Source organism: Stomatobaculum sp. F0698, assembly GCF_030644385.1.
GTDB lineage: Bacteria > Bacillota > Clostridia > Lachnospirales > Lachnospiraceae > Moryella.
The window spans coordinates 2,103,635-2,117,296 of the sequence record NZ_CP130060.1 but is presented as its reverse complement, the minus strand read 5'-3'; the positions used below and the strand labels follow the sequence as shown (position 1 = coordinate 2,117,296).

The 13,662-nt window shown below is 55.6% G+C and carries 15 protein-coding genes and 1 tRNA gene; 3 read left to right on the top strand and 13 right to left on the bottom strand.

Annotation, left to right across the window (positions count from 1 at the left end):
- Positions 1 to 114 precede the first annotated feature (114 nt).
- The 7 genes from QU660_RS09600 to QU660_RS09570 form a co-directional block, all read right to left on the bottom strand.
- Positions 115 to 1,374 carry a M14 family zinc carboxypeptidase gene (locus tag QU660_RS09600; RefSeq protein ID WP_304946278.1) on the bottom strand — a complete coding sequence of 420 codons (1,260 nt, stop codon included), beginning with the start codon at positions 1,372 to 1,374 and terminating at the stop codon, positions 115 to 117.
- 104 nt (positions 1,375 to 1,478) lie between these two features.
- Positions 1,479 to 2,129 (bottom strand): nitroreductase family protein, encoded by a 651-nt coding sequence (locus QU660_RS09595; RefSeq protein ID WP_304946277.1) that lies wholly within the window; start codon positions 2,127 to 2,129, stop codon positions 1,479 to 1,481.
- Positions 2,130 to 2,175: 46 nt separating this feature from the next.
- Complete coding sequence (locus QU660_RS09590; RefSeq protein WP_304946276.1) at positions 2,176 to 2,958, bottom strand: nitrilase-related carbon-nitrogen hydrolase; 783 nt, start codon at positions 2,956 to 2,958, stop codon at positions 2,176 to 2,178.
- 34 nt (positions 2,959 to 2,992) lie between these two features.
- A complete protein-coding gene (locus QU660_RS09585) occupies positions 2,993 to 3,505 on the bottom strand; it encodes a nitroreductase family protein (RefSeq protein ID WP_304946275.1) in 513 nt (170 codons plus the stop codon).
- A 21-nt stretch (positions 3,506 to 3,526) separates the two neighbouring features.
- Positions 3,527 to 4,084, bottom strand: a complete 558-nt coding sequence (locus QU660_RS09580; protein ID WP_304946274.1) for a YcxB family protein — start codon at positions 4,082 to 4,084, stop codon at positions 3,527 to 3,529.
- Between the two features lie 105 nt (positions 4,085 to 4,189).
- A complete protein-coding gene (locus QU660_RS09575) occupies positions 4,190 to 5,491 on the bottom strand; it encodes an MATE family efflux transporter (RefSeq protein WP_304946273.1) in 1,302 nt (433 codons plus the stop codon).
- A gap of 118 nt (positions 5,492 to 5,609) precedes the next feature.
- Complete coding sequence (locus QU660_RS09570; RefSeq protein ID WP_304946272.1) at positions 5,610 to 6,269, bottom strand: cupin domain-containing protein; 660 nt, start codon at positions 6,267 to 6,269, stop codon at positions 5,610 to 5,612.
- Between the two features lie 263 nt (positions 6,270 to 6,532).
- Between QU660_RS09570 and QU660_RS09565 the strand changes: the two genes are divergently transcribed.
- Both QU660_RS09565 and QU660_RS09560 read left to right on the top strand, forming a co-directional pair.
- Positions 6,533 to 7,237 (top strand): CPBP family intramembrane glutamic endopeptidase, encoded by a 705-nt coding sequence (locus QU660_RS09565; protein ID WP_304946271.1) that lies wholly within the window; start codon positions 6,533 to 6,535, stop codon positions 7,235 to 7,237.
- A gap of 3 nt (positions 7,238 to 7,240) precedes the next feature.
- Positions 7,241 to 7,915, top strand: a complete 675-nt coding sequence (locus QU660_RS09560) for a Crp/Fnr family transcriptional regulator (RefSeq protein WP_304946270.1) — start codon at positions 7,241 to 7,243, stop codon at positions 7,913 to 7,915.
- Here the strand turns inward: QU660_RS09560 and QU660_RS09555 are convergent.
- The 3 genes from QU660_RS09555 to QU660_RS09545 are packed head-to-tail and all read right to left on the bottom strand — an operon-like array spanning position 7,892 to position 10,639.
- On the bottom strand, positions 7,892 to 8,755 hold the full coding sequence (locus tag QU660_RS09555; RefSeq protein ID WP_304946269.1) for a hydroxyethylthiazole kinase: 864 nt from the start codon (positions 8,753 to 8,755) through the stop codon (positions 7,892 to 7,894). The genes QU660_RS09560 and QU660_RS09555 overlap by 24 nt on opposite strands.
- The gene (thiW, locus tag QU660_RS09550; protein ID WP_304946268.1) at positions 8,752 to 9,291 is read right to left on the bottom strand and encodes an energy coupling factor transporter S component ThiW; all 540 of its coding nucleotides are present in this window, start codon (positions 9,289 to 9,291) and stop codon (positions 8,752 to 8,754) included. Before thiW ends, QU660_RS09555 begins: the two co-directional genes overlap by 4 nt.
- A gap of 46 nt (positions 9,292 to 9,337) precedes the next feature.
- The gene (locus tag QU660_RS09545; protein ID WP_304946267.1) at positions 9,338 to 10,639 is read right to left on the bottom strand and encodes an ATP-binding protein; all 1,302 of its coding nucleotides are present in this window, start codon (positions 10,637 to 10,639) and stop codon (positions 9,338 to 9,340) included.
- Between the two features lie 141 nt (positions 10,640 to 10,780).
- Here QU660_RS09545 and QU660_RS09540 point away from each other — a divergent pair, with 141 nt between their 5' ends.
- Entirely contained in the window at positions 10,781 to 11,266 is a 486-nt protein-coding gene (locus QU660_RS09540; RefSeq protein WP_304946266.1) for a hypothetical protein, read from the top strand.
- 183 nt (positions 11,267 to 11,449) lie between these two features.
- Here the strand turns inward: QU660_RS09540 and QU660_RS09535 are convergent.
- From QU660_RS09535 to QU660_RS09525, 3 genes are all read right to left on the bottom strand, one after another.
- Positions 11,450 to 11,522: transfer RNA gene (locus tag QU660_RS09535), tRNA-Lys, on the bottom strand.
- A gap of 70 nt (positions 11,523 to 11,592) precedes the next feature.
- On the bottom strand, positions 11,593 to 12,258 hold the full coding sequence (gene trmB / locus QU660_RS09530) for a tRNA (guanosine(46)-N7)-methyltransferase TrmB (RefSeq protein ID WP_304946265.1): 666 nt from the start codon (positions 12,256 to 12,258) through the stop codon (positions 11,593 to 11,595).
- Positions 12,259 to 12,278: 20 nt separating this feature from the next.
- On the bottom strand, positions 12,279 to 13,586 hold the full coding sequence (locus QU660_RS09525) for a M18 family aminopeptidase (RefSeq protein WP_304946264.1): 1,308 nt from the start codon (positions 13,584 to 13,586) through the stop codon (positions 12,279 to 12,281).
- Positions 13,587 to 13,662 lie beyond the last annotated feature (76 nt).

The window sequence follows — 13,662 nt, the reverse complement described above, 5'->3', positions numbered from 1 at the left end:
TTTGTCCAAAAGAGACAAGCGCGAAAAAAAGCACCCCGTTTCCGAACAGTTTAACAGAACTGTTCGGAAAACGGGGTGTCTTTTCACTGTGATACGTCATTTATCTTTCCGATATCACTCGGCACCGGGCGGTGTGAGACTCTCGTCCGCGTCTCCGCTGCCCTTCGGCGAAACATAGCGTACGCCGTCATCCTTCGCCGCGCCGTTTGCCTTGGACTCACTCTTCGCATTTCCGCTCGAAATGCTCTCGCCGCTGCGTCCGAGCAAGTAGTTTACAAGCTCCGGGAGCAGGCCCTTGTTTTGCTGCCAGATTTTCTCAATCTGATTCTCCGGCACCGGCGAAACGCCGAGGCCTACCTCGAGTGTGATGTTCGGGATGCCCTTTTCCCAGTCGAGCCAATCCTTAAAGCCCGCGCCGTAGCGGGAACCGTCGGCAGAGGGATCTACCAAGGCATAACCGGTGCGCCGTGCCGCAATGAGTCCCATCGCCTTGTCCTTCTCGAGAACCTCCTTTGCCGCGTGCATCTGCGACCAGTAAATAATCTGACCCTGTGCGTGGTAGTTCAGCACCTGACTGAACTTCTGCTCGTTGACCAGCTTGATGATGGCCTGGGTCTCCGGCTCCGAAGCCGCCGACGGTCCCTTGTAGAACTCGGAGGAAGCCTTGCCGCGGTTATCGTTTAACTGCGCCCAGCCCGGCGTCGGGAAGTTGTGATTTAAGTCAACGCCGTTGACATTGTTCTTCCACTTGTTCAGATACCAGTTGTACTTGTCCTGATTTTCAAGCAGGCCCCAGTCGGACCAGCTCTCGATGATGCGCCGCACGCTCTGCTTGGAACTGTCCTTCGTGAGCCCGTTCAGTGCGCGCTGGGAAATCTCTACACCGTCCGGATTTGCCATCGGCACAAACTGAATGCATACTTCATTCAGCGCCGTCTCTCCGTTGGCCTTGCGGTCCAGCATCTCCTGAATCTGACGCATGACCAGAGGCGTCGTAATGTACTCGCGCGCGTGAATCGAGGCGAGTACCAGCATCTTTTTATCCGCATTCGGATTTCCGATCACAATGCGGTACATATTTCTGCCGTCCACCGTGGTGCCGATGGAGTCAACCGTAACCCCCTCGTATCTCGCCTTCAAAAGCTGAATATCCGCTTCCATGCGCTGGTAGGTATACATCTCCTGACCGGAAAAATAAAACTCCGTCTGCGTCGCGGTCGCCGTTCCCGTTGTCGCCGCGCCGCTCTCGCTGCCGCCGCTCACCTGCGTCGCACCCTTTTTCACAACACCGGCCATCGCGGGTTGTGCCATGCCTGCTGCCATGCAAAGCGAGAGTGCTGCTGCGCACAGTCGCATACGCCGTTCTCTCTTCATATCCACCTCCGTCGTAAAAGCGCATTGCTGCGCGAATTTGCAATCCATCTTATTATACGACAGAGAGGCGTTACAAAACAGTTACATTTTTGTTAAGTATCTTTTCACTTGTTGCCGTTCACAAAGCGGAAGTTCTCTTTGCCCGCCCCCTGCTCAAAGAAATACTTGATGATACCGCAATCCACCTCGGAAAACGCGCCCGCTTTATAAGAAATCCGCACCTCATCGCCCCGGCCCGTAATCATGAAGGCCTGTTTGTCCATCGCGGTCGGCGCAAGGAGTGCCGCCTCTACTCCCTTCTCAAACCAGCTCGGCGCTGTCCCCTCGTAGCGGCTCACACGCGCCGCATCCTTGGATTTGTGCGGCTTTCCCTCTTCTTTGCCGTAACCGAAGGCAATCACGCCGTAGAGCTCACCCTTGGTTCCCTCGCTCGCCTTCTCCATATTGTAGGTGCCGCCGATCCACCAGGTATTGACGCCGAGCTGCTGTGCGAGCAGCAGTAAATCGGCACCGCAATAGCCTATGTGTTCGGCGCCCTCACTGCCGTGGGGACCCGCAAGTGCGATAAAGTTGTTGACCCCGCTCGAATAAAACAGGGTCATACCGGGCCAGAGCTGTAACTCCTCGTCGACATGCAGACTCATGTCCAGGCCGAACTGCACATTCAGTGCATCAATCCGCGCCGAGAGTGCCGAGAGCGCCTCTTCCTCCACCGCCTCATCCGTAAAATGCCGCACGGTGTGTCGTTCTTCCATTGCTTCCCATATCGTCATCGTCCTGTCCTCACTTCTGCTGTGACTCTCAATAAAGTTCTCCCCGCCTGTCCTCAAAACTCGGGAGCTTCTTGCGGACTTCCCTAAGACGCGCCGCTTCCAAATAGACCGGAATCACGCGTTCCCCCTCACCTGCATTCGCAATCACAACGCCCATCGGGTCCACGGCCGCACTTTCGCCCATGCGAATCTTGCTGTACTGGTTTGCCGCGAGCAAGTAGCAGGTGTTCTCAATAGCACGTGCTTTTAGCAGGGTCCCAAAGTGCTCGCTCTTTAAATCTCCCTTCACCCAGGCGGAGGGCATGAGCAAAATTTCGGCGCCCGCCGCCCGTTCCGCTCTGGCGACCTCGGGAAACCGCAGTTCGTAGCAGACAAAGAGCCCCAGCTTGCCGAACGGTGTCTCAATCGGCGCAAACAGGCGGTCCCCCCGCAGGTAGTCATCCGACTCCCGATAGCCGAAGGCATCATAGAGATGGGTCTTTCGGTAGTGCGCGCGAACCTCACCCGCATCATCCAAAACGAGCACACTGTTGTAACTGCGGTTCTCGCTGTCCTGCGTTTCCGCGCGCTCATAAAAGCCGAAGACGGTCCAAATCGAGTGGCGCGCCGCGAGTTCACGAACGGCACGCACAAAGTTTCCGTCCCTTGTCTCGGCAAGTGCATAGCGGTCTTCCCGGGTCATACCGCGCGAAAACTCCGCCATACAGGTTTCTGGAAAGAGAATGAGCTCTGCCCGAAAGCGCTCCCGCGCCTCCCGCATCTGCTCCTCCATTTTTTTTAAATTCAGTTCCGGTTGCTCCGCCACCGTCATCTGGGCAAGAGCGAAAGTTGCCTGTTCCCTCATCTCAGAGCTGCTCCAAGCGCTCCGAAATCGGAACTCGCTTCTCGTGGAGGTGCGCCGGGTGCGCCTCGGCCGCCTTTTCCCCGATCGGGAAGAGTGCAATCAACTCGTAAGCTGCCATCTCGGGGAAGAGCTCCTTCGCGCGGGGGGCATCAAAATGCCCCACCCAGGTAGAGCCGAGCCCCTCTGCCTCAATCGCAAGCATGATATGCGTCGCCACAATGGCCGCATCGATCTCCGCAAAATTCTTTCGGTCGAATTCCCGCACCCAGCCCTCGCTCGGAACGGCCGCCACCATCAGAAAACAGTCCGCACCGAAAATACAGGGTGTAATTTCATGGACCTTAGCCACCGCCTCCGGGCTCTCCAGTAAAAACAGGCGGTATGGCTGTAAGTTTTTTGCTGTCGGCGCCACTCTGGCCGCCTCCAAAATGCGCTCCAGCTTCTCCGCCGCCACCGGCGCATTCGTCAGCTTTCTGCAGGAATAGCGCGCACGCGCAAGTTCTAAAAAGTCCATCGTTCTCCCTTTCTTCAAGCTTCAAGCATCCTTTTTCTTCCGCGTCCAGAAAAACGGCAAGCCCGCACCGAGCTTCCGGATTTTCTTTCCGCTTTGTGCTTCGATCCAGCTCGCAAAGCCCGCCGCGTCCGCCGGTTTCAAGGCCTTCATATCGACCACGATTGCCGTCTGCGGATTGTGAAACAGATAATAACGCTGTTCGTCCTGCGCGAGCTTCATGAGCTCGTCATAGCGCCAGGACCCGCTGTCTTCAATTTGAATCTCCTCCTCCGCGAAACGGTAAATGACCCGTCCCTCGGAGTCACCGCGCTGCTTTAAGACAGCGTCCGCCCGCGCCTTTGCGACGGTATTCCATCCGATCAGGAGCCAGACGCCCGCGGCAATGCAAAGAACACGCTGCGGTGTCCCGAGCACGGAGCTGAAGGCAAAACCGGTCAAAAGTGCTCCGACCAGAACTCGACTCCAGATTCGCAGCTGTTCGAACAAAAGAAATTGTGCGCGAAATAAGCCCCGCACTGCGTCTTCCGTAAATACCGTTTCCGTCTCGTAGCGCACGTTGCCCACTTTCATCTCTTCCATACTTTATTTCCTCTTGTCGTTTACTGCTCTTATTTTGCTACGTTTCCCCGCAAAATACCATGAATTTTTCGTGAATTCCGCTTTCCGGCTCTGTTCCGAAACACCTTACGCCTGTTTCTTTTTTGCCGTCAACATTTTGACGCCGAGCAGCGAGACGGCAATCTCCGATACCGGCATCGCGAGCCATACGCCCGTCATGCCGAAGAGCGTCGAGAACAGGAGTAAAAACGGCAGCACCAGCACAATACCGCGGAGCAGAGACAAAATCTGCGAGCGTGTGTCCTGCGCGGTCGAAACAAAGTACATGATGTTCAGCAGGTTGAAGCCGAGGAAGAAACAACTCGAGAAGTAAAGTCGGAAGCCCTCCACGGCAAGCCGCTGCATTTCCGCATTGTTCTCATGGTTAAAGAGTGACGTAATCTGTGCCGGAAAGCCCATGGTCACGAAATAGAAGAGGGCAGAGGCCAGCCCCACGGCAATCAGTGCATCGCGATAACTGAGACGCAACTTCTCGCGCTCATTGGTCGCAAAGAAACGTCCGAACAGCGGCTGAACGCCCTGTGCAATGCCGTTGTAAACCGCAATCACAACAAGGATGATGTTGGCAAGGACACCGTAGGCCGCAACACCCGCATTGCCCGCGAGTTTCAGGATGATAATGTTAAACACAATCATCACCATGCCGTTGGTAATCTCGCTGATCAGCGAAGAAAGTCCCAGCGAGAGCACCCGTCTCAGTTCCGCAAGTCGGAAGCCCCCTTTGACCGGATAAAAGCTGCTCTTTTTCCGAATTAAGTGCAAGGAGAGCACCGCAATTCCCATAATCGGCGAGAAGACGGTTGCCAACACCGCACCGAAAATACCGAGTCCGAGCGGAAAAATAAAAATATAGTCAAAGATGGTATTAAACAAGCTGCCGGCAAGCATACCGAGCATGGCCAACTTGGGACCGCCGTCGTTCTTGACAAAGGCCGAAAAAATGGAATTGGAGATAAATGCCGGCGCAAAGAGCAGCACCATGCGAAGATAGGTTTTGGTCATCTCATACGTCTCCGCTTTGGCACCGAGCAGCGTCGCAATCGGATTCACGAAAAAGATGCCGAGCAGCGCAAAGCCAAAGCCCGCAAGCAGACCGCAGGCCGCTGCCGTCGTGTAAATTTGCCGTGACCGCTTCTTATCACCGACCGTGCGGGCCACGATAAAACGAGCCGCGCCGCCGATACCGAGCATAAGTCCGACACCGTTGATAAAATTATAAATCGGAATCGCAAGATTCAGCGCTGCCAAACCGTTTGCGCCGAGTCCCCGCGCAACAAAATACGTGTCTGCCAAAATATAAATCGACTGTCCCACCATGGCGAGCACACTGGATAATACATACTCCAGAAACTCTTTCTCTCGACTCATATTCCCCCCTGTTGCAAACTGTTTTCTGTCTTATATTGTCATGGTAAAAGAAAGCTTGCGAAAAAGTCAAGAGGCGGAGCCCCTTCCGGAGCTCCGCCTCTTCTTCTCGAAACCGCTTTTATGCCAGTGTGAGCAGAAGTGCCATCTTGAACCGTCCCTCTGCCTTCAGACTGTGGCGACCGCCCTTTGCCATGCGGAACTGCTCGCCCGCCTTTACCTTGTGCGGCGTCCCCTCATAGACCAGTTCAACCTCGCCCTCCAGCGCGAAAATCAACGCATCGCCCGGCGCGCTGTGTTCCGAGAGGCCCGTTCCGGCATCGAAGGCCATCAGAACAAGCTTCATGTTCGGGTTGGACGCAACGTCCATATTGACAACGCTTCCCTTCTCATAGGGAAGTAAATTTGCAAGCTGAAATACCTCTCCTGCCTTGACCTGTTCGTTCATATTGATATCCTTTCCCGGAATCACTTCCGTGTAGATAAAGCCCTCTGCCGTCCTGACACCGCAGAGTGTGTTCTTCTTTACCATGATGGCCTCGCCCGCCGCGAGTCCCCGCAACTGCTCCTTGTCCTCAACCGCTTTCCGAAGGCGAAACTCTCCGCTGCCGAAATTGCCGAGATAGAGCACATCCTCGGGGTAGCGCTCCGCGCTGATGTCCGTGTCTTTCCCGAGCGAAAAATACGTCACGCCGACGCTTCCGCTCTCGGTCTCCCGTGTGGAAATCGTAAGCCCGGCTTTGGGCGCATGTTCCTTAGAAAGCGAAAACTTTCTCTCCATGAAAAGTCTCCTCCTTTCTTCCCCAGTATTACATATTTCCTACTGTTTTACAAGGTTATTTGAACTTCTTCCTTCGGCACCTATTCCCGTTTCCGCTCGCCCCTGTTTTCCCTTAGCCTTTTCCGCTGCCGGTCACGCCCTTACCGCTTCGTTCACGCAGCGTCTACTCTGCCTTCGAGCCGAGCAGTCTTTCCGGAACTCTCCCTTGTGCTTTCTCTCCGCATCCAGTATAGTTTGTACAAACCATTTTGTCAGGAGGTGCCATGAAACTACACAACTCTCGAAAAACCGACCTTATTCTCCTTGCGGTCTATTTTCTTCTCTATCTCTTACTGGTTCCCGTTCTGCTTGCTTTTGCCGCGGAGAGCAGTACTTTCTTTCAGAAGAACAGTATGGCCTTCTACGGGCTCGCGGGCTTGATTACCCTCCTCATTTTCTACGGGGTGAAGCGGAAGACGCTTCGTGAGGACTTTGCAAAATTCCGCGAACGGCTCGGCAAAAACTGCCGCGTGGTGATTCTCGCCCAGCTCCTCATCTTTCTCTTGAATATTCCGATTAATCTGGTTCTGTTGCACTTCGGCATTCATAATCAGAATCAGAATACGCTGGGAGGCCTCGCGGAGGGCGGCTATCTCTGGTTTCTCGTGTTTCTCGCCCTGTTCTTTGCTCCCGTCGTCGAAGAGCTTGTATTCCGAAACATTCTGTTTAACCGCATCTACGGGAAGAGCCCGGTACTCGCCTATATCATCTCTATTTTGAGCTTCTCCATGCTCCACGGGGCCGCGGCGCTTCGGGGCGGCAAGCCGCAGGACTTTATCGCAATCTTAAGCTATGTTCCGCTTTCCTTCTTTCTCTGCCGCCTCTATGCGACAAGAAAGAGCATGGCCTTCCCGATTGCGCTCCATTTCTTAAATAACAGCATTGCCGTGATTCTTCTTCTGGTCCTGAAAACCGCTACGGGGGTATAAGTCGTGAAAAAGGCCTTTCCCGTCATGAAAACCTGCCCGCTCTTTGCGGGCATCGCCGAAAGCGACTATGAGACGCTGCTCTCGGCACTCTCGGCAAAAGAAGACTATTTTCCGAAACATGACACCGTCATCCAAATCGGAGACCCGGGAAAGCGCGCCGGTCTGGTGCTCTCCGGTACCTTGGAGGTCGCCTTCTACGACGAAAATGCATCCCCGGTCAGCGTGACTCGAATCGAGAGCGGCAATGTTTTCGGCGCCATGATGCTCTGCGCCAATGTGACGGACAGCGCCATGCATCTTCGCGCCATTTCGGACTGCACGCTGCTTTTTTTGGACTTTTCGCGCCTCTTGCAAAACACAGAGCGCCAAAGTCACGCCGAGACCCGTCTCGCCGCCAACTTGCTCGGCTACTTTGCGAAGCGCTCCCTTTTGCTCACCCAAAAGATACGCATCCTGGGACAAAAAAAGCTGCGGGACAAATTAAAGCTCTACTTCAACACGCTGCCAAAACAAAAGAGCGGGGTTCGAAAACTCCCGCTCTCAAAGACCGAACTTGCCTCCTTCCTCTACGCAGACCGGAGTGCACTCTCGAGGGAGCTGTCCCGCATGCAGGAAGAGGGTATTATTTCCATGGAAGGCAAGGAAATTGTAATCTTAGATCCGGACTTCCTCGCCTGAGAAACGCAGGCTGAGTTCCGCGCCGCCGATTCGGCCGAGTCGATCCAAAAGTTCGACCGCAAGACTGCCGGGACCTCTTGCTTCCGCTGTCTCTGCCGAAACATTCCATACCGTCACTGCGAGAAGCGCACTTAGGAGCGCTTCTCTTTTTTTGTCTCTGCCCGCCTTAAGCGCAAGGAAGCTCGCAGCCAGACAATTGAGCGCGCAACCGCTCCCGCAAATTTTTCCGAGCAGGGGGACGCCGTTTTGCAGGGCAAAGCAGCGCTCGCCGTCGGTCAAAAGGTCCACCGCACCGCTGAGAAGCACCACCGTATCCTCCCGCCTTGCGAGAGCGGCCGCATCGCAAGCAAGCGCCAGAATCTTTTCTTCCTCGCCGCGTTCCGCGCGGTCCTCCGCGCCGACATCCACCCCGGCGCCGCTGCGCCCGGTCTCAAGGAGCAGGGCCCTGATTTCACTCGCATTGCCCTTGATGAGCCATGGCTTTTCCGCGAGATAGCATTTCACCAGTTCCCGCCGGTACATACTCGCCCCGACACCGACCGCATCGAAGGCCATCGGAATATCCGCCGCTTTTGCGGCGCCGGCCGCAAGGCGCATGGCGCAATCCCTTACCTCCGTGATGTTCGCGAGACTTAAAGAAAGGGCTGCCGCCTGCGCCGCAATCTCTGCGCTTTCTGCCGGGTGCTCGGCACAAATCGGACGCGCACCGAGGGCAAGCACCGTGTTCGCACAGAAGTTGACCGAGACCGCGCCTGTCATGCAGTGAACCAGAGGTGCCGTTTCCCGCAGGGCATCGAGCCGCGGCAACGCTTCCCGAAGCAGCGCTTCCGCGCCGTTCAAAGCTTTGCCTCACGCAGGGGACGCCGTGTACCGAGCGCCTCCTGCATCTTCCAAAGCACATTGGCGCGCTGTAAGCTGACAAGTAAGAGCATCGCAAGACTGCCGCCGATGATGGTTCCCATAAAGAAAGAAGGAAGATAGAAAAAGAGGGTAAGTCCGCCCCGTCCCCAGAGATAGGTCATCACCGGATAGGAGACCAGCGCGCCGATGACACCGGTTCCGAACACTTCACCGAGAAAGGCTGCAACGAGTTTTCCACCCGAAGCCCGGTATAAAAGCCCCGAAAGAAAGGCGCCAAAAACCGCACCTGTCAGCGCGAGCGGCGGTATACCCATCAGCACCATGCGTATGACGCCGATCAGAAAGGCGCAGAGCAGGGCATCCGCGGGCCCGAGGAGCACCGCACAGCAAATGTTGATGAGATGTGCCATGGGGCACATGCCCTCCACGCGAAGTAAGGGCGAGATCACCACGCCGAGCGCAATCATAATTCCCATAAAAATCAGGCGAAGCAAAGTTTTCTGCTGCTGTTGCATTTCACTGTCCTCCCGGATTTTAAGTAAAAACCTGTCTTTCGCTTCCTCAGCTCCCAAGTTCCGCATTGATAAACTGCTGGGCGGTTCGCCCCGAAACGCCGCCGTGGCGCAGTTCGAAGCGATCCGCACGGCGCAGCAGTTCTTCGCGTTCCAGGGTGATGCCGTGGCGCTCGGCAAGCGCTGTCACAATCTCGTGGTAGGCCTGCCGCGCCGGCTTATAGTAGCCGATGGACAGACCGAAGCGATTCGCGAGCGAGAGTTTCTCCTCCATGGTGTCGGAATGGTGGATGTCCGCATCCTGCTCCGCATCGTTCCGATCTCTCCAGATCTCCCGTATCAAATGACGCCGGTTCGAAGTCGCGTAGATCAGGACATTTTCGGGACGCGTCTCGACACCGCCCTCAATCACTGCCTTCAGGAATTTGTACTCGGACTCGTTTTCCTCAAAGGAAAGATCGTCCATATAGATGATGAAGCGGTAGTTTCGGTTCTTGATTTCCGCGAGTACTTCGGAGAGCCGTCGGAACTGGTACTTGTAGATTTCTATCATGCGAAGTCCGTCTTTGTAGTACTCATTCACCACGGCCTTAATGCTCGTGGACTTTCCGGTTCCGCTGTCACCGTAGAGCAACACATTGTTGGCCCTCTGCCCGCGGAGAAAGGCCTCTGTATTCTTCCGGAGCTCCTCCTTCTGGCTCTCATAGCCGATGAGATCCGAGAACTTGACCGCATCCATATTGCGTATGGGCTTTAAGAGCACGCCCTTCTTCTCATCGTCCTCCAGACGGAAGGCTGCATTCAGTCCGAACTTACCCACGCCGTAAGCCCTATAAAACTCGCTCATGGTACGGAAAAAGGCCTCGTCACTCTCGGCAGACGCAAGCGAAAGGCTCAGCGCCCTCACCTTTTCGCTGACCGCGCGGTAGCAGCGCACCGCGGGTTTCGGCAAGGCCCGGTAATCGGTCAACACCGAGAAGCAATCCGTGCCGAGCGCCCTTTCCAGCGCGCCGAAATCATAGCGGAAGAGGGCGCGAAAAATATGAAAATCCCGCTCCACAAAGCGGTTCACGCTGCCTTCTCCGGCCCCGACCTTCTCCGCCGTCAGCGTAAAGGGATTTTCGTCCATCATGAGCAGAAAGCTCAGATAATTCTGCCACAGGTTATCATTGAAGCCGTACTCGGTCGCGAGCTCCAAGAGTTCCCGCACCGCGCGATAGGCGCGTTTCCGCTCTGCCGCGCGCAGCGGCATTCCGCGCTTCCGCGCGTCTTCCAGTTCGGCAAGGGTTGCGAGCACGCTGTGTTCCGCGGTCTTACCGTACATCAGTAAATTCGAGATCAATTCGTCCATTGCGATCCTCCTTTAACTTTGCCAGTATACCGCCGAAACTTTTCCTTGGAAAGAGCGCGGGGCCGTGTATAATAGTGGAGAGAACGTGTAAACTTTGCTGTGCCGTGCACAGTACGAAAAAAGGAAGAAAGAGGAAGAAACATGGCTTGTTGGGGATTTCACGCATTGGAGTCGGATGAAGGACTGCTGCTCTTGGATTGCATCGGCGAAAAACTCGCCGCGGGAAAGAAGAGTCTTAAGCTCGCGGATATCGTGTCGCTGCTCCGCAGCGAAAAACTGCTTGAGTCGGAAGCTGCGACGAATACCGAAGACTATGACCTCGCGGTGCTCGCGCTCTCGGAGTTTTACAACAGAATGCAGGGCGAAAAAAATCCGCTCGCACTGAAGAACAGCCGCCACGCGCTGCGCGGGCTGGAAGAGCTCGAGGAGATCAAGGGCGATCCGGAGAGCCTCGGCTATCTTTACAGACGCCTGCAGGAAATTCAGGATGACATCGACAGCTGCGAGCGCAGTTATGCGGCATTTTGGCTTGAGGCAGCAGACTACTACGACTGGATCAGCTATGTGGATCGCACGGTCGAAGCCATCGCAAAAGAGAAGGCTGCCTGTTCCGCGGCAGAGGCATGAGCGGCAGGGCGGCAAAGAGAGAGAATCATAGAAGAGAGGCGAAGTGCTCCAAGCACCTCGCCTCTCTATTGTTCTCGTAGTAAAACCGCGACTGTCACCCAAAGCGTAAGTCACTCTCTGAAAAAACGCAAACAAAAAAGCCCCATCCCAGCAGCTCGCAGTCTGCCAAGTCAGGACTTCAAGTGCGCCTTCAGGGACTCGAACCCTGGACAAATAGATTAAGAGTCTACTGCTCTACCAACTGAGCTAAAGGCGCTTTGTTTGTGTCTCGTCTCCGTGACACAAACAGTATTCTACCCGTTCTTATGATTCCTGTCAACAAAAAATTATAATTTTTTTCGCGTTGCAATCAGACGGGAAATCTTCTGTCCGCGCGAAGAAAACTTCTGCTCATACTCGGTCATCACATTGTCCTCGGGCCCCACTTCCCCGTGTAAATCCCGGGTGACGGCCTCCAGGGTCCAGCCTGCCGCCGGTATCTCCTCAAGCGACCACGCAAAGAGCCCGTCGTTGTCTGTCTTAAACCAAATCTCGCCCTTGGGTGCCAAGACCGCATCGTAGAGCTTCAGGAACTCCCGGGAGGTCAGACGGCGCATTGCGTGTCCCGCCTTCGGCCAGGGATCCGAGAAATTTAGGTAGATGCGTGCCACTTCTCCGGGTGCAAAAATTTCGGTGAGGCGCTTGGCATCCTCCCAGAGAAAAAAGAGATTTTCTCTTTCCTTCTTTCCCTGTTCCCGCTCCTCTCGCTCTTTCCGCTCGATGGCCTTTTGCAGGACCGAGGCATAGCGCTCCAAACCGAGAAAATTCCACCCGGGCTCCCGCGCCGAGAGTTCACGCAAAAAGCGTCCCTTGCCCATGCCGATTTCCAGCGCAAGCGGCGCGTCCTCTTGAAAGAACGCGCTCCACTTGCCGCGGTAACGCTCCGGTTCGTTGACCGTTGCGCTTGCCCGGCGCACAAAATCCTCGCTGCCCGGTATATGTCTAAGCCGCATTGATTCTATCTCCAATCTATTTAGTCTGAGAAGGCAAAGCCTCCGTCTCTCGCCTCGGTGCGCAAGCCGTAGAAGCGCGTTGCGAGCCGGATGAAATCCAGATAGTCCGAGCAGCCCGCCGTCTCATAGGGCGAGTGCATCGCAAGTTGCGCGAGGCCGATGTCGACCGTGGACAGAGCTACCTGGTTGCCCGAGAGATTTCCGAGCGTGGAACCGCCGGTGACATCCGAGCGGTTGTGGAAGTGCTGCAACTTCACGCCGGCCTCGGACGCGAGATAGCGGAACACCGCATCGCTGAGCGCATCCGTCGTGTAAAGCTGGTTTGCGCTGTGCTTCACGACAATCCCGCCGTTCATGTAGACGCGATTGCTCGGATCGCTCTTATCCGCATAGTTCGGATGTACCGCATGCGCATTGTCCGCGGAAATCATGAAACTGTTTGCAATTGCGCGGAGATAGGCCGCGCGATCCTCCCCCCGCTCGAGGAAGATGCGCTGTAACACATCCGCGAGGAAGGTAGATGCCGCTCCCTGCTTCGTGCTGCTTCCCACTTCCTCATTGTCGAAGAGCGCAAACACCGGCGTTCCCTTGCTCTCCTTCGCCTGAAGGAAGCCTTCCAGCGAGGCCGCGGCGCACTCCAAATCGTCAAGACGCGGCGCGGAGAAGTAGCAGTCTCCCTCACCCCAGACCGTGCCCGGCATGCGGTTGTAGAGGAAGAGATCCGATCCGACGATATCTTCCGTCCGGACGCCCGCCGCCTCGGCAACGCAGCTCATGAACTTCTTGTCGGAATTTCCGTCTCTCCAGAGCGGCAACATATCGCGCTGCGCATTGTACTCATAGCCCTTGTTTGCCTCCCGGTTCATGTGAATCGCGAGATTCGGAATCATCAAAAGATCGCGGTCGATGCAGACGAGCTCGGTCCGAATTTCCGCGCCGCGCCGCACCGCGATACGTCCCGCAACCGAGAGCGGACGGTCAAACCAGGGCGCGCAGAGCATACCTCCGTAGCGCTCCACGTTCAGCTTGACATAGTGTCCCTCAACCTCCATGTCCGGATTTTCCTTGATTTTAAAGGAAGGGGAGTCGCTGTGGCTCGCAATAATCTGGAAGCTGTCTGTCTTCCCCTTCGGCAGACGAAAGGCCATCAGGGCCGAGTCGTTTCTCGTCGTAAAGTACTTTCCGCCCGCACTGAGTTTCCAGCTCTCCGCCTCTCTCAGCTCCGTATACCCCGCCTCTTTGAGACGCTTCTTAAGGACCGCAACCGCCTGAAATGCGGTGGGGCTCTCCTGAATCAGTTGCAACAACGCTTCGATTTCACGCTTCATCTTCATTCTCCTCTGTTTTCGCAAACGCTTTTACAAAGCCTGTTCGCTCTCTATCATACCATCTCTCGCGCAAATA